The following is a 21,960-nucleotide window of genomic DNA, read 5'->3' on the forward strand; positions in this document are numbered from 1 at the left end:
TAATATTTCATACTTTAGTGGCAAATTATTTTTAAATGAAAACTCCTCTTTTTACAAACGATGCAATCGTATTCGGTATTTTAATGATTTCGTTAGGTTTTGTATTTTATACAGAATCAAAAACTTCAGGATTTTGGCATAAATTTTATAAAATAGTACCAGGTTTATTCATGGCTTATTTTATCCCTGCTATATTTACTACTTTAGGAGTTATTTCTCCAGAATGGGAAACTACCAGTACTGCAGGTGAAGTAGTAAAAAACAAGTCACAACTGTATTATGTTTCTAGTAGATTTTTATTACCAGCTGCTTTAGTTTTAATGACATTAAGCATTGATTTAAAAGCTATTTTCAACTTAGGTTCAAAAGCATTAATTATGTTTTTTACAGGGACTGTTGGGATTGTAATTGGAGGACCTATTGCTATTTTATTAATCTCTGCTGTTTCACCAGAAACAGTTGGCGGAGCAGGATTTGATGCCGTATGGAGGGGACTTTCCACTTTAGCTGGAAGTTGGATTGGAGGTGGAGCTAACCAAACTGCTATGCTAGAAATTTACCAATATAATCCTGCTAAATATGGAGGTATGGTATTTGTTGATATTGTAGTTGCTAATATATGGATGGCTATTTTACTAATAGGCATTGGTAAAAAAGACAAGATTAATAAGTGGTTAAAAGCTGATACCTCAGCTATAGAAGATTTAAAAGAAAGAGTATCTAATTTTACGCAAAGCGTAAAAAGAACTCCTACTTTAACCAATTTTATGATTATGCTAGCTATTGCTTTTGGCACTGTAGGTCTTGGGCATTTAGTTGGAGCATATTTAAGCGACGTTTTTTCTTCATTAACTGCAAATATAGAATCTCAAACTTGGAGAAGTATCTTCTCTTTTCTAGGTTCTAGCTTTTTTTGGTTAATTAGTATATCAACTATTGTAGCTGTTATTCTTTCTTTTACAAAAGCAAAAAATTACGAAGGTGCTGGGGCTAGTAAAATAGGAAGTATATTTATTTATGTATTAGTAGCAACCATTGGTATGAAAATGGATTTAACTTTAATTTTTGAAAATGTTAATCTAATTTTCATTGGTTTAGTATGGATGTCTATTCATGCAGGACTCTTAATTTTAGTTGCTAAATTAATCCGTGCTCCATATTTTTTCTTAGCCGTGGCTAGCCAAGCAAATGTAGGGGGTGCCGCTTCTGCTCCTATTGTAGCACAAGCTTTTCATCCTTCATTAGCAACTGTAGGTGTTTTATTAGCTGTATTTGGTTATGCAATTGGTACTATTGGTGCAATTGTGTGTACAATTTTAATGGAAATAGCCTCAAAAGTTTAAGAGAAATCTGCATATTTGCAACAGACAAATTTTGAATTCAATGAAGAAAATTATTGCTCTTTTCGCAATTGCACTTGTTGCTTTTGCTTGTTCCTCTAAAAAAGAGGGAAATATGATTGTAAAAGGTCAAATTAAAGGATTAAAAAAAGGTACTTTATACCTTCAAAAAATGAAAGATACTTTATTAGTACCTGTTGACTCTATAGCCTTATTAGGTGATGATAAATTTATATTAACAGACAATGTTGATTCTCCCATAATGTACTACTTAACTTTTGATGGTAATACTAAAGATAAACACCTTATGTTTTTTGGAGAAAAAGGAGAAATTACTATAAACGATAACATTGAAGAGTTTGGTTTTAATCCAGAAATAAAAGGTTCTAAAAACCAAGAAATCATGAACAAGTTTCGTGAAATGGATGATAAATTTAAAAATCAACGATTAGATTTTATTAAAAAAGAATTTGAAGCTCGTCAAGCTAAAGATGATGAACTCTTAAAACAGTTAGAAACTGATTATAATAAAATGATACGTCGTCGTTTTTTATTCTCAACAAACTTTGCTATCACTAACGCTGATAGTGAAGCTGCTCCTTATATAGCTTTATCTGAATTATATGATGCAAATATTCAACTTTTAGATACTATTAATAATAGCTTAACCGACAAAGTTAAAAATTCTGAATATGGTAAACGTTTACAAAAATTTGTAGACAAAATAAAAACTATAGAAAAATAATAGTTTCTACTATTACAAAATAAAAAGTGCATTCAAATGAATGCACTTTTTATTTTTAGTTGTTTTACTGAATTTTAAAAGATAATACAGGTAGTTTGCTATGATTGGCAATATCTTCGGAAATACTTCCTTCAAAAAAGTGATTTATTCCTTTTCTGCCATGTGTTGCTACTACTAAAACATCAAAATTTCTTTTGTCTGCATAATAAAACACTCCTTTTTCTATAGAGTAGTCAGAAATGATTTTCACTTTAGAAATACTTTCTTCATAACTCTCATCTGTTTGACTGAAAAAATATTTCATTTTTTCTTCTAATTCTTTAGAACTTTTAAACTTAGATGAAGGAGTACTTACATACACTATTTCTACATTAGCATTAAACTTACTAAAGAATGTTTTAGCTTTCATATATGGTTTAATATCTTCATCAGAGAAATCACATGCAAATAATATATTTTCTAACTTTTTGGTTAACGGCTCTTCTTTAATTACTAACACCGGTACATTTGCATAACGAATTACTTTTTCGGTATTAGATCCTACTAACATTTCTTTAACTCCTTCTACTCCTTTCGAACCCATAATTATTAAATCTGCTCCCTCTTCTCTAGCTAACTCATCTAATTCACTAAAAATTTTAAAGTGTTTTATAATAGGGGTAACTTTTACATCTGATAAATAATCTTTCTGTAAAAAATCAGTAAATCTTTTTTCTGCTAGTTTTAAATAAAAAATCATTTCTTTTTGCACAGCACTTTGTGATTGACTAATTACTGCATTAGATAGCTCAAGCATGTGTACGGCTAATATCTCAATATCACTATCTTTTGCTAAGAAAGCTGCAGTTTTCAAAGCATTTTCAGAGTATTTAGAAAAGTCTAAAGGGACAATAATTTTTTTCATTTTTTGTTATTTTAGGGTTTAACATTATACCATAAAGTTACCTAAACTTTATTAGTAATACCATGACATTTATCATTATTTTCTAATGACAGCCTTCTACTGAATTATGAAAATCGGTAATAGGAAGTGGAGATACATAAGGAATTCCTAATCCTAAACCTCTTAGGATAAACAATATTCCTATAAATATTACAACATAAGGTATCGCTTGTTGTACTCGTTTTCGTACTAATTCATTAGTAAAATTACCAACATATACAACAGCTGTCATTAATGGTATTGTTCCTAAGCCAAAGAGAAACATATATAAGCTTCCTGATAGCATATTTGTTGTGTTTAATGCTCCAAAAACTGCCATGTACACCAAGCCACATGGTAAAAACCCATTTAAAAAACCAATTGTAAAAAAAGTATCATTTCTTTTTTTCTTTAGCTCTTTTCCTAAAGAAGATTTCACCTTTATTACCAACTTATTTATTGGATTTGAAAAATTATATTTTTGAAAAGTTTTAGGTAAAAGAATTGCTAAAATCATTAAAACACCAACAATAATTGAGAGCTGCTGCTGAAACCCGAAGAAATAAAACCCTTTTCCTAGTAACCCAAATAAGAAGCCTATTAAACTATAAGTGAATAAGCGCCCTAAATGATAACTAGTAATTTGAAAAAATTGTTTTACTTTATTGGTTCTGTCAAAGGGTAAGATAAAGGCTATAGGGCCACACATACCAATACAGTGAAAGCTTCCTAATAAACCAAATATAATTGCTGAAAGAAACATTAGTACACCAACTCTTTCTGAAATAAATAATCTTTACTTTTGTATTTCCAGGAAATTGTTATGTTCCAACGACCACCCAATAAACGTTTCTCAGGCACGAGCAAATATGTTTCGGAAATCGAAATAGGCATTTCGAAATCCAATTGTTTATCAGATGGTCTGTATAGGAACACTTTTCCTTTTATATCTTTAGGATTAAAGTCTATTGGAAAATAGACTTTTAATCCTTCTGATACTTTTTCAATTTCAATATTCTTTTTTAATTCTTTTGCATTTTTTGTTGCATTAATTTTATCTTGAAATTCTAATTCTTGCTGATAATATTTTTCAGTTACTAAATCGTGATTATAGTTTTTTCCTGTACTCATGATTATTACAAAATACATGATAAAACCTATAAACCCTATTATTGCAATTACTATACCCGTACCCCAGTTTAGTTTCATTTTATTTAGTTTTTAATGTTATCGTGTGTGACACGAAACAATTTATTTTTTTTACGTTCTCATCTCAAATTCTTTCAATGAATTTTTATCTATAACTTCTTGGTCCTAAAAAATTAGTTGTAGTTGTTTCAATAAGTTTATCTCCACTAAATATTCCTATTTCTAGTTTTTCTTTTTCTTTTTCCATTTCAGATTGATGTAACTCAATAAAAAGGGTTCCTTCTGCTAATCCTTGTTTAGGAACTTCAAAGTTTTGATGCGTTACCATTTCTATTGTTCCTTTGTGAGATAATAGTTTATAACTCACATCATCTATCTGTTCGGTGGTTTTGTTTACTACTTTAAATGTATAAATATTACTAATAATTCCGTTTTCTTTATGCTGATACAGTTGCCCTGGCAATCTCAAAATGGTAGCTTCTACATCATTTCTTAAAAACAACATTCCTACTAAAATTCCTGTTAAAATGAACAGTACCGCAGAGTATCCTTTCATTCTTGCCGTGAACTTAAAAGGCGTTTTCTTAACAATGTTTTCTTCACTTGCATAACGAATTAACCCTTTTGGTAACCCTACCTTTTCCATCATATGATCACATTCATCAATGCAAGCGGTACAGTTTACACACTCTAACTGTGTTCCATTACGAATGTCTATTCCTGTAGGACATACATGTACACATTGAAAACAATCAATACAATCTCCTTTCCCTGTGGTTTCCCTATCTTCATTCTTTTTAAACTTACCTCTTCCAGTTTTTCCTTCTCCTCTTACATGGTCATAAGCTACATTAATCGTTTTATTATCTAACAGTACTCCTTGCAATCTACCATAGGGACAAGCAATTATACATACTTGCTCTCTAAACCAAGCAAAAACAAAATAAAACACACCTGTAAAAATCAGCAATGATATTAAAGTACTAATATGATTAAGTGGGTTTCCTGTTATATAACTTATTAGCTCATCAGATCCTATTAAATATGCTAAGAAAACGTTTGCTATAATAAAAGAGATAATAAAAAAGACAATCCATTTTAAAATTCTTTTTCTAATTTTTTCAGCATTCCATGGTTGTTTTGCTAAACGGATTTGTTTTCCTCTATCACCATCAATTACATATTCAATTTTTCTAAAAACCATTTCTAAGAAAATAGTTTGAGGACAAATCCACCCACAAAAAATTCGCCCAAACACAACTGTAAAAAGAATAACAAACACCACTCCTGTTATCATAGAAATCACCATTAGGTGAAAATCTTGTGGCCAAAAAGGAAACCCGAAAATATTAAACTTACGTTCTAAAACATTGAACAGTAAGAATTGATTTCCATTTATTTTTATAAAAGGTGCCGACAATAAGAAAGCTATTAAAAAATAACTTACATAACTACGGTATTTATAAAACCTTCCACTAGGCTTTTTAGGAAACACCCAAGCTCTATTCCCTTCATCGTTTATAGTACCTATACTATCTCTGAATTGTTCATTCTTGGGTGTTTCCATATCAACTACTAAAAACTAATTTGTAACAAATTATACCTGCTATTGAATACTATCTTTTGACTGTTCCTCTATTGGTTCTGTAACAGTAGGTGCTTCACCTTCTTCTTTATATAATTCTCCTTGAGGTTGTTTTGGTTTTGCTGGAGTTGTTCCTTGTAAAGAAATGATATAACTCGCTACCTTTTGAATATCTTTTGGTTTTAACGTTTTATTCCAAGCAACCATTCCTTTACCATCTCTACCTCCATTAGAAATCGTATTAAAAATATTTTTTATACCTCCTCCTAAAATCCAATATTGGTCGGTTAAATTTGGACCAATACCTCCACCTCCATCTGCAACATGACATGCTGCACAATTTAAGTTGTATACTGCTTTTCCTCTGCTTAAATCACCTGCATCTGTTAACACAGTTGCTGTTTCAGCATCGATAATTGCTTCATTAGAATTTGATTGAAATACGGCTAGCTCTCTTTTAGCTTTTTCAACAGCTTGTGCATACTCCATTTCTTGATTATTTGCTCCTAACACATGATATCTTATTAAATATACGGCAGCAAAAACAATTGTTGCATAGAACATGTATAACCACCATGGTGGTAAGTTATTATCTAACTCTTTAATTCCATCATAGTTATGATCAAGAATAATTTCATCTTCCTCTTCTATCGCTTTAGCAGCTGTCCATTTATTAATAATTTTCTTTACCCAAGCCCAATTATCAATCTCTTCAGGTTTAATACCTTCTTTTTCAAATTGAAGTTGTTCCGCTTTTTGTTGTGCAACAACATTTAAAGCTTCTTTTAAGATAACTACAGTTACAAGTGCTATAATGGCTATCCATACTAACGGGTTTTCATACAAACTAAAAGGATTCTCGTATGATTTAATTGCAGTAGCAATAGCAAAAAAGGTTACTGCAACAAAAATGATATATGCTATAGATTGAAAATATTTTTTCATCTTGTTTAATTTTACTAATTATCTAATGGCAAATTACTTACCTTACTTATATACTCTCTTTTGGCTGTGAATACCCACCAAAATAATACTACAAAAAACGTAAAGAATATGGTTAGTGAAATAATTGGGTACACTTCAATACCTGCAATTGTTTCCATATGATTTTTTACAAACTTTAACATGATTTTTTAGTTTTTAGCGCTTAATTGATCTTCTACATCTTTAACCTTAATATCGGTACCTAATCTTTGTAAGTAAGCGATTAGGGCTACTATTTCTCTATCTTTCATTTCAATGAAAGTTTTTTTATTTTCTTGAGCATATTTCTTATCTGCTTCATAATTTGTTGCAAAATCAGGGTCAGCATATAAGTTTTCTTGAATTTTTGCTCCTTGCGTTTCCATACTTGTTTGTGCGTTTGCTATATCTTCTTCGGTATAAGGAACACCTAAACTCACCATCGCTTTCATTTTACTTTCAGTATCGGTTTTATCTAGTTTATTTCTAACTAACCATTGATATGCAGGCATAATAGATCCTGGTGATGTACTTTGTGGATCGTACATATGATTTAAGTGCCAACTATCGTTATACTTTCCTCCCACTCTTAACAAGTCTGGTCCTGTACGTTTAGACCCCCATAAGAATGGATGATCATATACAAACTCTCCTGCTTTTGCAAATTCTCCATAACGCTCTACTTCTGATCTAAATGGACGTACCATTTGTGAGTGACATCCCACACATCCTTCACGGATATAAATATCTCTACCTTCTAATTCTAATGGAGAATATGGTTTAACACTTGTGATAGTTGGTATGTTAGATTTTACTAATAAAGTTGGTATGATTTGAACAACACCTCCAATTAAAATCGCTATAGTTGCATAAATAGTTAATTTAATAGGTCTTCTTTCTAACCAAGTATGCCAACCTTCTTTAGATGTTCTATGTTTAGATACTTTTGTTAATGCTGCTGCTTCTGCTAATTCATCAGTAACTCCACTTCCTGATCTAATTGTTTTAACAATGTTGTATAACATTACAAAGGCTCCAAGGATGAATAAACTTCCTCCAATAGCACGCATCCAATACATTGGAATAATTTCATTTACGGTTTCTAAGAAGTTACCATACGTTAATGTTCCGTCTGGATTAAACTGTTTCCACATTGATGCTTGTACAAACCCTGCTACATACATTGGTAATGCATACATAATGATACCTAACGTTCCAATCCAAAAGTGGAAGTTTGCCAATGCTATAGAGTATAATTTTGTTTTAAACATTCTTGGTACTAACCAATATAACATTCCAAAGGTTAAGAAACCGTTCCATGCTAAGGCACCAACGTGTACGTGCGCAATAATCCAATCACTAAAGTGTGCAATTGCATTTACATTTTTTAATGATAACATTGGCCCTTCAAAAGTTGCCATACCATACCCTGTAATCGCAACTACCATAAATTTTAATACCGGGTCTACTCTTACTTTATCCCAAGCTCCACGAAGAGTTAATAATCCGTTAATCATCCCCCCCCAAGATGGTGCAATTAACATCACAGAAAATGCAACGCCTAAGTTCTGAGCCCAATCTGGTAATGATGTATATAATAAATGATGAGGTCCTGCCCAGATATAAATAAATATTAACGACCAAAAGTGTACAATAGATAATCTATACGAATATACAGGGCGATTTGCTGCTTTAGGTACAAAATAATACATTAACCCTAAAAACGGGGTTGTTAAAAAGAATGCTACCGCATTATGTCCATACCACCATTGTACTAATGCATCTTGTACCCCCGCATATACTGAATATGATTTAAGAAAACCTACTGGTAATGCTAAACTGTTAAATATATGTAATACAGCTACAGTTACAAAGGTTCCTAAATAAAACCAAATAGCTACGTATAAATGTCGTTGTCTTCTTTGAAAAATAGTCCAAATCATATTAACTCCAAATGCTACCCATACCAATGCAATAGCAATGTCTATTGGCCATTCTAATTCAGCATACTCTTTAGAGCTTGTATATCCTAAAGGTAACGTTATCGCTGCTGCAACAATTATTAATTGCCACCCCCAGAAATTAAAGTTACTTAAAAAATCACTCGCCATACGTGCTTTTAACAATCGCTGTAACGAGTAATAAACTCCCGAAAAAATGGCATTTCCTACAAAAGCAAAAATCACTGCATTTGTATGTAATGGTCTTAAACGCCCAAAACTTAACCATGAAATTCCATCAGTTAAATTTGGGAATAAAAACATAAAAGCCAATAACAATCCTACTGAAAAACCTACTATTCCCCATAGTAAGGTTGCGTAGATGAATTTTTTTACGATCTTATTATCGTAATAAAATTGTTGCATTTCCATAATCTATTTGAATTTAATATCTATTGTTAGTTCTTTAATTATTTATAGTTTCATTATTCTTTAAGTGACTTATATATTGCTTAAAAAATTACTTTTTATATGAACAGCTTAAGACTTTTTTGTTTCTTCTTTTACCAGTTCATCATCAAACAACATACGAACTGATGGTGTGTACGAATCATCATACTGTCCATTTTTTACTGAAACAATAAATGCTATAAAGAAAATAATAGCCACTAAAATACTTAGTGTAAGTAGTAAGTAAATAACGCTCATATCTTGCCTGATAATTATAGTTCAAAAGTAGGTGTGAAGACTTTCTTAAAACATGACTTTTGTCATGTTTCAAAATTTGTTTTGAAATTATTTAACCCTAAAAAAAAGGGTTTTATATTCAAAAATATAAAACCCTTTTTTTATTAAGCACTCTAAAGTTTATCTCAAAACCCTTTTTAACCCTATCATTAAATTTCTTTCCAAAATCTCATATTTCCCATCTGATAAAAACAACTCTTTTATTTCTTCAAATAGGGTATTTATTTCTTCTTTGTCGTAGTTTAAATTTTTAAGTGATTCATTAATTTTCTGAATACTTGTGTAGTCATTATCTTTTTCAAACTCATTGTGCATTTTTTTATATATTTCTTTGTTTGTTTTTAACGAAATAGTTTCAAGTTCTTCTTTTGTTTCTTTATAATCTGCATTTATACAATAAATAAAAAGATAAGTTTGTAGCTCTTCCTTTGACCAATTTACTTCAATATTTTTCATGACATACGGTTTTTAGGTTTACTTAAATTTAATTATTTTTTAGGTAGACACACAATGATATTTATCATGAACCATTAATTAACAAAAAGTTATATAGTCATTGAAAACAGTTTAGTTTCTGGTTGTTTTTCATGTAATTTTTTATCGAATGCCATACAAATATTACGTACATATGGTCTTGCTTTTTCAGGAACTTTTAACTTGTTTCCTTTAATAAAAACAAGCCCATCCTGTATCATTTCTTCTAATTTTTCTATGTGGTTTTCTACATTTTCAATCTGTAACGAATCTTCTTCCCAGGAAGTGGAAAAATGACACATAATATTTAAGATGTGTTTTCTAATAATTAAATCTTCTTCTGATAATATATGCCCTCTAAAAACAGGGATTTCTCCATCATTTACAATTCTTTCGTACTCTTTTACCGTTTTTACATTTTGTGCAAACCCATACCAAGAATCAGATATTGATGACATTCCTAAACCAATCATTAATTGCGTTTTATTAGCAGTATACCCCATAAAATTACGGTGCAATGTTTTCTCTTGAGTGGCCTTGTATAAACTATCTGTTGGCAATGCAAAATGATCCATTCCTATTTCTACATACCCCATTTCTGCAAATAATTCTTTTCCTATTTCATACAGTTCTCTTTTTTCTTCATTCTTAGGTAAATTATCTTCATTAAAACCTCGTTGACCTACTCCTTTTACCCATGGTACATGCGCATAACTATAAAACGAAATTCTATCTGGTTCTAATTCTTTTGTCTTGTTAATAGTGTAAATCACATTTTCTTTCGTTTGAAATGGAAGTCCAAATACTAAGTCGTGACTAATAGATGTATACCCTATTTTTTTTGCCCAATTGTGTACTTTTTGTACATTTTCAAAAGGCTGTACTCTATGAATAGCTTCTTGTACTTTTGGATTATAATCTTGTACCCCAAAACTTACTCTTGTAAAACCTAAATTGTATAAAGTTTGTAAATGCTCTTTTGTGGTATTATTGGGATGTCCTTCAAAACTAAACTCATGTTCTGGATGTTTTTCAGCATTGATAAAAATCCCATCAATTAATTTTTTTAATTGGGTTTCTGAAAAAAATGTTGGTGTTCCTCCTCCTAAGTGAATTTCCTTTATCACAGGTCTTTCATCAACTAAATTAACATATAACTTCCACTCTTTTAAAACTGTTTCAATATATGGATCTTCCATTTCATGTCGTTTTGTTATATGTTTATGACAAGCACAAAACGTACATAAACTTTCACAAAATGGTAAGTGAATATATAAGCTAATTCCTTCTGATGAGTTGCTTTCTATAAACGATTGTTTAAAAGTTTTAATCCATTTTTCTTTTGAAAAAGTATCATTATTCCAATACGGAACTGTTGGATAGCTTGTATATCTAGGGCCTGGAATGTTATATTTTTGTATTAGTAAATTTTTCATTTATTTATTTTCTTAAAGGTTATTAAAACCTCTTCCTGCTACTAGAAATGTAATTACGCCAATTCTAGAGCTATTTCTATCATTTCTTTAAAAGTTTGTTCTCTTTCTTCTGCAGTAGTTCTTTCTCCTGTGACTAAACTATCTGAAATCGTTAAAATTGATAATGCATTTACTTTATATTTTGCTGCAACGGTGTATAATCCGTTGGTTTCCATTTCGACACACAACACTCCATAAGATGCCCACTTTTTATAGCTTTCAAATTCATCTGCATAAAACTCATCTGAACTTAAAATGTTTCCTGCTTTTAATGGAATTTCTTTTTCTTTTGCTGCATCAACAGCCTTTTGAAACAACTCAAAACTTGCCGTTGGTGCAAAATCAGCCCCGTTAAAACGGATTGTATTTAACCCTGAATTAGTAGACGCTGCCATAGCAATAACAATATCACGGATTTTTACTTCTTTTTGATAAGAACCTGCAGACCCAACTCTGATTAAATTTTTAACTCCGTACTCATTAATTAATTCATGTGCATAGATTAATGCAGAAGGAATCCCCATACCTGTTCCTTGTACAGAGACTCTTTTTCCTTTATAGGTTCCTGTGAATCCTAACATCCCTCGAACATCGTTATAACAAACAGGATTTTCCAAAAATGTTTCTGCAATCCATTTTGCACGCATAGGATCACCTGGTAATAAAACAGTTTCTGCTATTTCTCCTTTTTTTGCTTCTATATGTACGCTCATTCTTTGTTTTTTTTAATTATTAAAAACCGCTGTGTTAATACTGATCTTTATCAGAGATACCACTAGTTACTAAAGCTACTCCTGAAGAAGTTCCTAAACGAGTGACCCCAATTTCTACATACTTCTTAGCTGTTTCTATATCTCTAATACCTCCTGCTGCTTTTATCTGAGCCTTTCCGTCTACAACACTATCCATAATCATAACATCTTCAAAAGTTGCTCCTCCTGTACCAAAACCTGTGGATGTTTTTACAAAATCAGCTCCAGCTTCTACAGCTAGTTGACTTGCTACTTTAATTTGTTCTTTAGATAAATAGCAGTTTTCAAAAATTACTTTTAAAACATTTTCACCTATTTCTTCTTTAATCAATCTAATTTCTTTTTCTACATAGTTTTCTTCTCCATCTAACAATTTTCCGATATTAATTACCATATCAATTTCTGAAGCTCCCTTTTTTATGCAATCTTTAGCTTCAAAAACCTTAGCCTTGGTTGTCATTCCTCCTAATGGAAAACCTATTACTGCTGCTACTTTTACTTCTGAACCTTGTAACTCTTTAGCTGCTAACTCTACATAACATCCATTTACACAAACTGCATAAAAATTATATTCTTTAGCTTCGTTACATAGTTTTACAATATCAGTTTTTATAGCTGTGGCTTTTAGTAAAGTATGATCTATATATTTATTAATCTGCATATTTTTATTTTATTTTTCTTCCTAATACATTGGTAGCTATGGTTGTAAATATAACTACGCTAATTGAACTCAGCGGCATTAAAATGGCTGCTATTACTGGCATTAACTGACCTGTTATCGCAAAATAAAGTCCTATAACATTATACATTAAAGATAGTAAAAAACAATATTTTATAATTTTTATCGCTTTTTGTGATGTTTTTATGTAGTTTTCTATCTCACTGAATTTTGAAGCGTCTAGAATAGCATCACAAGCTGGTGAAAACACATTTATGTTTTCTGACAATGCTATTCCTACATTACTTTGTGCTAGTGCACCTGCATCGTTTAAACCATCACCAATCATCAACACACTTTTCTTTTTTTCTTGTAATTCTTCTACGTAGTGTAATTTATCTTGTGGTTTTTGATTGAATAGAAATGCAGTTTTCTCTGGTAATAATTCCTCTAAAAATTCTTTTTCTCCTTCATTATCTCCTGAAACTACTGATAAATCATAATTCTTACTTAAATCAAAAAACAAGTTCTCAACTCCTTTTCTATAAGCATTCTTAAATATATATTTTCCTTTGTACTCGTTATTTACACTAATATGAACTGACGTATCTAGGTTTGATTGTTCTTTTGCGTTTTTCACAAAAGAAGATGAACCTATTTTTATAGTTGTTTGCTGGTATTTTGCTTCAATTCCTTTTCCTATATGTTCTTGATAACCATTAACAGGCAACATTTCTTCTTCTAAAGAAGTATATAGCATTCTACTTAATGGATGATTTGATGATCTTAGAGAGCTTTTTAATATTGATTTTTGAGTTTTATCTAATTCTTTTCCTTGATACGTTATTGTATTTTCTTTATTCGTAGTAAGTGTACCTGTCTTATCAAAAATTACTGAATTTACAGCTGCCAACTGTTCTACTACTGTAGCATTTTTTAAATAGAATTTCTTTCTTCCAAAAATTCGCAACATATTTCCTAAGGTAAATGGTGCTGCTAATGCAATAGCACACGGACATGCTATAATTAATACTGACGTAAATACATTTAATGCTACACTTGAATCGTGATACAACCAAAATACTGTAGATAAAAACGCTATTGACAATACAATTATCGTAAAGTTTTTACTGATTTTATCAGTTAAGGTTTTGAATGATGAGTTTTTATCTTTTTGAAATACATCGTTACTCCATAACTGTGTTAAATAACTTTGTGAAACTGAAGCTAGCACTTCCATTTCTATACTTCCTGATAGTTGTTTTCCTCCTGCAAATAATTTATCTCCTGACTTTTTATTTACAGGAACTTCTTCGCCTGTAACAAAGCTATAATCTATTTTTGCTTCTCCGCTAATTAAAATCCCATCAACAGGAATTAACTCTTGATTCCTAATTAATAATCTATCTCCTTTGTTAACGTCATAAATTTGTATACTTTCTTCTTTATTATTACTAATTATTTTGGTTACAGCGATTGGAAAATATGATTTATAATCACGCTCAAATGATAAGAAATTATAAGTCTTTTGCTGAAAAAACTTCCCTAGCAACAAAAAGAAAACCAACCCTGTTAAACTATCAAAAAAACCTGTTCCTAAATCAAGAACTATTTCTGCTGTACTGCGTATAAATAATACTAAAATTCCTAAAGCAATTGGAACATCAATATTTAAAATTTTTGAACGAAGTCCTTTGTAAGCAGAAATGAAATAATCTTGTCCTGCATAAAAAACTACAGGAAGTGAAAATATAAACATTAACCAACGGAAGATTCCTTTGTATTGTTCTAACCAATACTCGGATACCTCGAAGTACTCTGGAAACGATAAAAACATCACATTTCCAAAAGCAAAACCAGCTATTCCTAGCTTATAAATTAAGCTACGATCTACTTTTTTCTTACCAATCTCGTAATCTTCTAAGCTTATATAAGGTTCATAACCAATAGAGCTTAATAGTAATACGATTTCTTTTAATGTAATTTTTTCAGTATTGTAAGTAATTCTGACTGTTTTCTTCGGAAAATTAACCTGTGATGAAGTTACATACTTTTGTAATTTATGTAAATTTTCTAACACCCAAATACATGAGCTACAGTGTATGTGTGGAATGTATAAGTTTATTACCTGAACATTCCCATCGTTAAATTCTAATAGTTTATCTACAATGGGTTCATTATCCAAGAAATCATATTTTCCTTGTATCTCTTCAGGTATTGCTCCTGGATTGTTTTGAAAATCGTAATAACAAGTTAAATCGTTCTCTGAAAAAATTTCATAAACTGTTTTACATCCATTACAGCAGAAAAATTTATCTTCTACTGTAATTGTTTTTGTATCGCACTCGTTACCACAATGAAAACATGTTGTGCTTTCCATATTTACTCTTTTGCCTAGTGCAAATGTCCAATAAGGCATCAAATTAAAACATGATAATTGTCAGGTTTTGCGTATATTTGAGTAGTAAAAAAGGGCATATTTATGAGTAAGTGTGAGCAATGTATCATTCGAGAATTCAACTCTTTGAAGGCTTTAACTAAAGATGAGTTAATAAGAATCACAGGGTGTAAAACGTCTAAGAAAATAAAAAAAGGAGAAGTTCTTTTTGATGAAGGTGAGTACATTAATGGTGTATTTTGTATTAAAGATGGTGTTTGTAAGGTTTCTAAAATGAGTGATAATGGTAGAGACCAAATTATTCATTTAATTAAAAAAGGAGATATCATAGGAGAACGTAGTTTAATTAACAATGAAGCTTCTAATTTAAAAGCTATCGCAGTTAATGATATGGAAGTTTGTTTTATTCCAAAAGAAGAGATTATTAGAGATTTAGAAAGTAATACTGATTTTTCTTTAGACCTTTTAAGAAAAATGGCAAACTCACTAAAGAAAGCAGATGATGTTATTGTTGACATGGCTCAAAAAACTGTAAAACAACGTTTAGCTGCTACACTTTTGTTTTTAGAAACAAAGTTTGATAAAAATGATAATGGCTCTATAAAAGTTAACTTATCTAGAGAAGATATAGCTAATATTATAGGTACAGCAACTGAAAGTGCTATTCGTTTACTTTCAGAATTTAAAAAGAAAAAACTAATCGATTTAAAAGGTAAAGAAGTATTTATAACCGATATAAAAGCTTTAAAAGACCTTTCTGAAGGTTTTTAATTTCGTTAATTTTAATTCTGTTTCATAATAACAGTTTGAATTTAAAACTGTCCTGTTTTTGGGGAAGCCTACACTCTTCTACAAATGTACTAATTGATTTAAATGATTTGTTTTTCATTTTTTTGAAATATTTAAATTAATAATTAAGTTACTTAAATAATTTATTCATTTTATGATATTTCCATATATCATACTCAACACTAGGAAGACCTATATTTAATTCCTTTCTATTCTTATTATAGAAAGCATAATCTTCCTTTTTCAAAAAAGGAGTATTATAAGTTCCGTAGATTTGAGGTTTACCGCTATATAAATACATTTGATCTACCATTCTTGCATAAACAAAAGGAGAGCAAACACCGTTTAACACAAAATCTTTTACTTTTGGAAGAAAAAAATTTTTTCTTATTTTTTCATTTGTATGAAGTAATAATACTTCTGGGTTAATTATTTCAAAATCTATTAAATGATTTCCAATAACAAATTCATTAGGGTATATTTTTTTTAAAAAAAGATCTTTGAGAATTTTTTCATTCTTTAAATCAATTTTCATAAGCTTTTCTTCTTTGTCAGCTTTATCATAATAAGTTCTATAATATTGATCATCTTCAATAAGTGAAGCTATCTTTAATCTTAAATTTAAATCTATCTTTTTCATATAAACTTTCCTTAAAGAATCATATTCTCTACCAAGTTTATATTTATCATAATAAATATTAAGCAATGAATCATTAATTATAATATCTTTTATACCTCCGTGATTAGAAAAGTAACATTCAAGTTCATTTTTCCTTATTTTTTTCCCTGAATTAACTTTACTTTTTAAATAAGTTAAATATTCTGAAGTTGTAAATCCATTTTTAGACTCATATTTAGAAAATAAATCATCAAGTATTTTATACGACTCTTTATTTTTACCAGCAAAGAACAAACTATCAGCCTTATATACATTAAAGAAATAATTTTTGTAACTTTCTTCTTTTTTATTTACATCTTGTGCACTTACACAATTTGTAAGAACAGTCAGCAATATTAAAAAAAAGTTTTTTTTCATTTTAAGAACTATTTTTAGAATAAAGGTTTTGAATTAAATTATCAGTATTATTAAATACTTTTCAACATCCAACAACTATTATTACAATAAATTTTCTACCCTTATTTTTTGTTAATTATATAGAATAGCAATTATTCAATTTTTTTGCTAATTAATTTAAATTACAAGTAAAATAAAAATATTTTACGTTTTATTTTAATGAGTCGTTTACTTTTTTTTAAACAAGAAAAACCTACACTAGTATCTAGAGTAGGTCTTTACTTCCTTAAGTTTTAACTTTTAAGCTTCACCCGTAGTACCTCCAAAATTCATTGGAATTGGTGGTTGCTCATAATCTTTTATTTCACCGTGAGCTTGTTCAAACTTACGAATATTGTCTGCTAAAGCTTTTGATAAACGTTTTGCATGTTGTGGAGTTAAAATAATTCTTGATTTTACTTTTGCTTTAGGTACACCAGGCATAATATTTATAAAATCAACTATAAACTCTGATACCGAATGATTTATGATAGCTAAATTACTATAGGTTCCTTCTGCTACTTCTTGATCTAACTCTATATTTAATTGCGGTTCTTTCTTATTGTCTTCCATAATTATTAAATATTATTTATTAAAAAAGTAAGGGTTTAGAGCTGTAAGAACTCTAAACCCTTGGTATTATTTATAAACTTACGTTTTTATAAACTTTGTTCAATCTCATCCTTAGGTCCAACTATTATATCTTCGTAAGCTCTCATTCCTGTACCCGCTGGTATACGTTTACCAACAATTACATTTTCTTTTAATCCTTCTAAGGTATCAATTTTACCATTTACAGCGGCTTCATTTAATACTTTAGTTGTTTCCTGGAATGATGCTGCAGAGATAAATGACTTCGTTTGTAATGATGCTCTAGTAATACCTTGTAATACTTGTTCAGCTGTTGCTGGTTGAGCATCACGTGCCACTACTAAGTTTTTATCTTCTCTACGTAATAACGAGTTTTCATCTCTTAATTGACGAGCTGAAACTATTTGTCCTGCTTTTAAACTTGCAGAATCACCAACTTCTTCAACAACTTTCATTCCGTAAATAGCGTCATTTTCTTTAATAAAGTCAATTTTATGAACTAATTGATTTTCTAAGAATAAAGTATCTCCTGAATCAATAATTCTAACTTTACGCATCATTTGACGTACTACTACTTCGAAATGCTTATCGTTAATCTTTACCCCTTGTAAACGATATACTTCTTGAATTTCATTTACTAAGTATTCTTGTACTGCTGAAGGTCCTTTAATATTTAAGATATCTATAGGAGTAATTGCTCCATCAGATAATGGCATTCCTGCTTTAATAAAATCGTTTTCTTGAACTAAGATTTGATTAGACAACTTAATTAAGTATTTCTTAATCTCTCCAGTTTTAGACTCGATAATAATTTCACGGTTACCACGCTTAATTTTACCAAATGATACAACTCCATCAATTTGTGCTACTACTGCTGGGTTAGAAGGGTTACGTGCTTCGAATAACTCTGTTACACGTGGTAAACCTCCTGTAATATCTCCTGCTTTACCAGACTTACGAGGAATCTTAACTAATATTTTACCTGATTCTACTTTATCTCCATCACTTACCATTAAGTGTGCTCCTACTGGTAAACTGTACGAACGTAAAGCATTACCATCAGCATCTTCAATAATTAATGAAGGAATGATTTTCTTATTCTTAGAATCTGTAATTACTTTTTCTTGGAAACCTGTTTGTTCGTCAACTTCTACAGAGAAGTTAATTCCTTGTTCTAAGTTATCAAACTTAACTTTTCCTCCGAACTCAGAAACAATAACTCCGTTAAATGGATCCCATTGACATACAGCATCTCCTTTCTTAATTGTCTTTCTATCTTTATCAAAGATGATAGAACCATAAGGAATAATGTTAGTACTTAATACAATTCCTGTTTTCTTATCTGTAATTTTAATTTCTGCTGTACGAGAAATTACGATATCTACTTCTTCTCCTGCTGAATCTTTACCTTTAACAGTACGTAAATCATCAATTGATACAGAACCCTCGAATTTAGCAATTAACTTATTATCTTCAGATATATTTCCTGCTACCCCTCCAACGTGGAATGTACGTAATGTTAACTGTGTACCAGGTTCTCCAATAGATTGTGCTGCAATTACACCTACTGCTTCACCTCTTTGAACTTTTTTACCTGTTGATAAGCTTTGTCCGTAACATTTTTCACAAATTCCTCTTTCAGACTCACAAGTTAATGCCGAACGTACTTCTACTTTATCAATTCCTGAAGCTTCAATTCTATCAGCTGATGCTGGTGTAATTAACTCTCCAGCTTCAACTAGTAAATCATCAGAATTTGGTGCGTATACATCGTATAATGCTGTACGTCCTGTAATTCTCTCGCTTAAAGGTTCTACGATTTCATCATTTTTCTTTAATGGAGCTACTTCTAACCCTCTTAAAGTACCACAATCTACTTCGTTTACAATAACATCTTGAGATACATCTACTAAACGACGTGTTAAATATCCTGCATCGGCTGTTTTTAATGCGGTATCAGCAAGACCTTTACGTGCACCGTGCGTTGAGATAAAGTATTCTAAAATTGATAATCCTTCTTTAAAGTTCGATAAAATCGGGTTTTCAATAATTTCTCCACCTCCGGCAGTAGATTTTTTAGGTTTTGCCATTAATCCACGCATACCTGTTAACTGACGAATCTGTTCTTTAGATCCACGTGCTCCAGAATCTAACATCATGTATACTGAGTTAAATCCTTGTTGATCTTCACGTAAACGCTTCATCGATAATTCTGTTAATCGGTTGTTGGTAGATCCCCAAACATCAATTACCTGATTATAACGTTCTTTCTGGGTTAACATACCCATGTTATAGTTCATAATGATTCCATCCACTTCTTTGTTCGCTTCAGCAATCATTGCTTGTTTTTCTTCTGGAATAATGATATCTCCTAATGAGAATGATAAACCTCCTTCGAAGGCATATTTATATCCCATGTTCTTAATTTCATCTAAGAATTTTCCTACCGAAGGAATATTTGTAACTTTTAAAATGTTACCAATAATTCCTCTTAATGATTTCTTAGTTAAAACTTCATTGATATACCCAGCAGCTTCTGGTACAACTTCGTTAAATAAAACTCTACCTACTGTAGTTTCGATAATCTTAGTAACTTGTTTACCTTCTTCTACGTCTTGAGTACGTACTTTTATACCAGCATTTAAGTCTACTTTATCTTCGTTTAAAGCAATAATAACTTCTTCTGGTGAATAGAAAGTTAATCCTTCTCCTTTAATAGGCACTTCAGGAGTTGACTTTCTTTCTTTAGTCATATAGTATAACCCTAAAACCATATCCTGAGACGGTACCGTAATTGGTGCTCCGTTTGCAGGGTTTAAGATATTGTGAGAAGCTAACATTAATAATTGTGCTTCTAAAATAGCTTCTGGTCCTAATGGTAAGTGAACCGCCATTTGATCTCCATCGAAATCGGCGTTAAAGGCTGTACACACTAATGGGTGTAAACGAATTGCTTTACCTTCAATTAATTTCGGTTGGAATGCTTGAATACCTAAACGGTGTAAAGTAGGGGCACGGTTTAATAAAACTGGATGTCCTTTAATTACATTTTCTAAAATATCCCAAACAACTGGTTCTTTTCTATCTATAATCTTCTTTGCAGATTTTACTGTCTTAACAATTCCTCTTTCGATTAACTTACGAATAACAAAAGGTTTGTATAATTCAGCTGCCATATCTTTTGGCAATCCACATTCGTATAATTTTAACTCAGGTCCAACAACAATTACCGAACGTGCAGAGTAATCAACACGCTTACCTAATAAGTTTTGACGGAAACGTCCTTGTTTACCTTTTAAACTATCAGATAATGATTTTAAAGGTCTGTTAGACTCCGTTTTTACTGCTGATGATTTACGTGTGTTATCAAATAATGAATCTACTGATTCTTGTAACATACGTTTTTCATTACGCAAAATTACTTCAGGTGCTTTAATTTCCATTAATCGTTTTAAACGATTGTTACGGATAATTACACGACGATATAAATCATTTAAATCAGAAGTAGCAAAACGACCACCATCTAATGGTACTAATGGACGTAATTCTGGTGGAATAACCGGAACTACTTTCATAATCATCCATTCTGGATTGTTCTCTCTATTCTTTTGAGAATCTCTGAATGCTTCAACAACATTTAAACGCTTTAATGCTTCGTTTTTACGTTGTTTAGAAGTTTCAGTGTTTGCTTTATGACGTAACTGATATGATAACTCATCTAAATCGATTCTTTCTAATAAATCGATTAAACATTCTGCTCCCATTTTAGCGATAAACTTATTAGGATCAGAATCTTCTAAGTACATATTTTCTTGTGGAAGCTCATCTACGATATCTAAATACTCTTCCTCTGTTAGAAAATCCATTTTTTGTAATGGCTCTCCTTCAGTGTTTTTAGCAATACCTGGTTGAATTACTACATAACGCTCGTAGTAAATAATCATATCTAACTTCTTAGATGGTAAACCTAAAAGGTACCCCATTTTGTTAGGTAATGATCTAAAATACCAAATATGTGCTACTGGCACAACTAAGTTGATATGACCTACTCTATCTCTACGTACTTTTTTCTCAGTAACTTCAACACCACAACGGTCACAAACGATACCTTTATATCGAATTCTTTTATATTTCCCACACGCACACTCATAGTCTTTTACAGGACCAAAGATACGCTCACAAAACAACCCATCTCTTTCTGGTTTGTGTGTACGGTAGTTAATAGTTTCTGGTTTTAACACCTCTCCTTTAGAAGCCTCTAAAATAGACTCAGGTGATGCTAGACCTATTGAAATTTTGTTAAACTTCTTAACAGTGTATTTTTCGTTTTTTCTTGCCATGATAATGGATTCGAATTAAAAATAAATGTCTTATAATA

General features: G+C 30.7%; 19 protein-coding genes. 3 read left to right on the forward strand and 16 right to left on the reverse strand.

Annotation, left to right across the window (positions count from 1 at the left end; genetic code table 11):
* Positions 1–35 precede the first annotated feature (35 nt).
* Together ACKTSW_RS08625 and ACKTSW_RS08630 are read left to right on the forward strand one after the other, a co-directional pair.
* Positions 36–1,343, forward strand: a complete 1,308-nt coding sequence (locus ACKTSW_RS08625) for a DUF819 family protein (protein WP_408024868.1) — start codon at positions 36–38, stop codon at positions 1,341–1,343.
* A gap of 40 nt (positions 1,344–1,383) precedes the next feature.
* Positions 1,384–2,085, forward strand: a complete 702-nt coding sequence (locus ACKTSW_RS08630; RefSeq protein WP_408024869.1) for a DUF4369 domain-containing protein — start codon at positions 1,384–1,386, stop codon at positions 2,083–2,085.
* A 64-nt stretch (positions 2,086–2,149) separates the two neighbouring features.
* On the opposite strand, the gene ACKTSW_RS08635 is transcribed toward ACKTSW_RS08630, so the two are convergent.
* The 13 genes from ACKTSW_RS08635 to ACKTSW_RS08695 form a co-directional block, all read right to left on the reverse strand.
* Positions 2,150–2,989, reverse strand: coding sequence for a universal stress protein (locus ACKTSW_RS08635; RefSeq protein ID WP_408024870.1), 840 nt, complete (start codon positions 2,987–2,989; stop codon positions 2,150–2,152).
* Positions 2,990–3,071: 82 nt separating this feature from the next.
* Entirely contained in the window at positions 3,072–3,770 is a 699-nt protein-coding gene (locus ACKTSW_RS08640; protein ID WP_408024871.1) for a sulfite exporter TauE/SafE family protein, read from the reverse strand.
* Positions 3,770–4,216: a FixH family protein gene (locus tag ACKTSW_RS08645; RefSeq protein WP_408024872.1), complete on the reverse strand. Its 447-nt coding sequence runs from the start codon at positions 4,214–4,216 to the stop codon at positions 3,770–3,772. Before ACKTSW_RS08645 ends, ACKTSW_RS08640 begins: the two co-directional genes overlap by 1 nt.
* Before the next feature lie 85 nt (positions 4,217–4,301).
* Positions 4,302–5,723 (reverse strand): cytochrome c oxidase accessory protein CcoG, encoded by a 1,422-nt coding sequence (gene ccoG, locus ACKTSW_RS08650; RefSeq protein ID WP_408024873.1) that lies wholly within the window; start codon positions 5,721–5,723, stop codon positions 4,302–4,304.
* A 39-nt stretch (positions 5,724–5,762) separates the two neighbouring features.
* Complete coding sequence (locus tag ACKTSW_RS08655; RefSeq protein WP_408024874.1) at positions 5,763–6,686, reverse strand: cbb3-type cytochrome c oxidase N-terminal domain-containing protein; 924 nt, start codon at positions 6,684–6,686, stop codon at positions 5,763–5,765.
* A gap of 14 nt (positions 6,687–6,700) precedes the next feature.
* A complete protein-coding gene (locus tag ACKTSW_RS08660) occupies positions 6,701–6,868 on the reverse strand; it encodes a CcoQ/FixQ family Cbb3-type cytochrome c oxidase assembly chaperone (protein ID WP_408024875.1) in 168 nt (55 codons plus the stop codon).
* A 6-nt stretch (positions 6,869–6,874) separates the two neighbouring features.
* Complete coding sequence (ccoN, locus tag ACKTSW_RS08665) at positions 6,875–9,076, reverse strand: cytochrome-c oxidase, cbb3-type subunit I (protein ID WP_408024876.1); 2,202 nt, start codon at positions 9,074–9,076, stop codon at positions 6,875–6,877.
* Positions 9,077–9,184: 108 nt separating this feature from the next.
* Positions 9,185–9,352 carry a cbb3-type cytochrome oxidase assembly protein CcoS gene (gene ccoS, locus ACKTSW_RS08670; RefSeq protein WP_133537171.1) on the reverse strand — a complete coding sequence of 56 codons (168 nt, stop codon included), beginning with the start codon at positions 9,350–9,352 and terminating at the stop codon, positions 9,185–9,187.
* Between the two features lie 159 nt (positions 9,353–9,511).
* Positions 9,512–9,847: a hypothetical protein gene (locus ACKTSW_RS08675; RefSeq protein ID WP_408024877.1), complete on the reverse strand. Its 336-nt coding sequence runs from the start codon at positions 9,845–9,847 to the stop codon at positions 9,512–9,514.
* Positions 9,848–9,936: 89 nt separating this feature from the next.
* The gene (gene hemN, locus ACKTSW_RS08680; protein ID WP_408024878.1) at positions 9,937–11,301 is read right to left on the reverse strand and encodes an oxygen-independent coproporphyrinogen III oxidase; all 1,365 of its coding nucleotides are present in this window, start codon (positions 11,299–11,301) and stop codon (positions 9,937–9,939) included.
* A 53-nt stretch (positions 11,302–11,354) separates the two neighbouring features.
* Positions 11,355–12,053 (reverse strand): purine-nucleoside phosphorylase, encoded by a 699-nt coding sequence (gene deoD, locus ACKTSW_RS08685; protein WP_408024879.1) that lies wholly within the window; start codon positions 12,051–12,053, stop codon positions 11,355–11,357.
* Positions 12,054–12,087: 34 nt separating this feature from the next.
* On the reverse strand, positions 12,088–12,753 hold the full coding sequence (gene deoC / locus ACKTSW_RS08690) for a deoxyribose-phosphate aldolase (protein WP_408024880.1): 666 nt from the start codon (positions 12,751–12,753) through the stop codon (positions 12,088–12,090).
* Between the two features lie 4 nt (positions 12,754–12,757).
* Positions 12,758–15,130, reverse strand: a complete 2,373-nt coding sequence (locus ACKTSW_RS08695) for a heavy metal translocating P-type ATPase (protein WP_408024881.1) — start codon at positions 15,128–15,130, stop codon at positions 12,758–12,760.
* Between the two features lie 102 nt (positions 15,131–15,232).
* Between ACKTSW_RS08695 and ACKTSW_RS08700 the strand changes: the two genes are divergently transcribed.
* A complete protein-coding gene (locus tag ACKTSW_RS08700; RefSeq protein ID WP_408024882.1) occupies positions 15,233–15,919 on the forward strand; it encodes a Crp/Fnr family transcriptional regulator in 687 nt (228 codons plus the stop codon).
* 148 nt (positions 15,920–16,067) lie between these two features.
* On the opposite strand, the gene ACKTSW_RS08705 is transcribed toward ACKTSW_RS08700, so the two are convergent.
* The 3 genes from ACKTSW_RS08705 to rpoC form a co-directional block, all read right to left on the reverse strand.
* Positions 16,068–16,973, reverse strand: a complete 906-nt coding sequence (locus tag ACKTSW_RS08705) for a hypothetical protein (RefSeq protein ID WP_408024883.1) — start codon at positions 16,971–16,973, stop codon at positions 16,068–16,070.
* Positions 16,974–17,252: 279 nt separating this feature from the next.
* A complete protein-coding gene (locus tag ACKTSW_RS08710) occupies positions 17,253–17,564 on the reverse strand; it encodes a DUF3467 domain-containing protein (RefSeq protein WP_408024884.1) in 312 nt (103 codons plus the stop codon).
* 86 nt (positions 17,565–17,650) lie between these two features.
* The gene (gene rpoC / locus ACKTSW_RS08715) at positions 17,651–21,922 is read right to left on the reverse strand and encodes a DNA-directed RNA polymerase subunit beta' (RefSeq protein WP_408024885.1); all 4,272 of its coding nucleotides are present in this window, start codon (positions 21,920–21,922) and stop codon (positions 17,651–17,653) included.
* Positions 21,923–21,960 lie beyond the last annotated feature (38 nt).

This window comes from Tenacibaculum sediminilitoris (assembly GCF_964513795.1).
Lineage (GTDB): Bacteria > Bacteroidota > Bacteroidia > Flavobacteriales > Flavobacteriaceae > Polaribacter > Polaribacter sediminilitoris.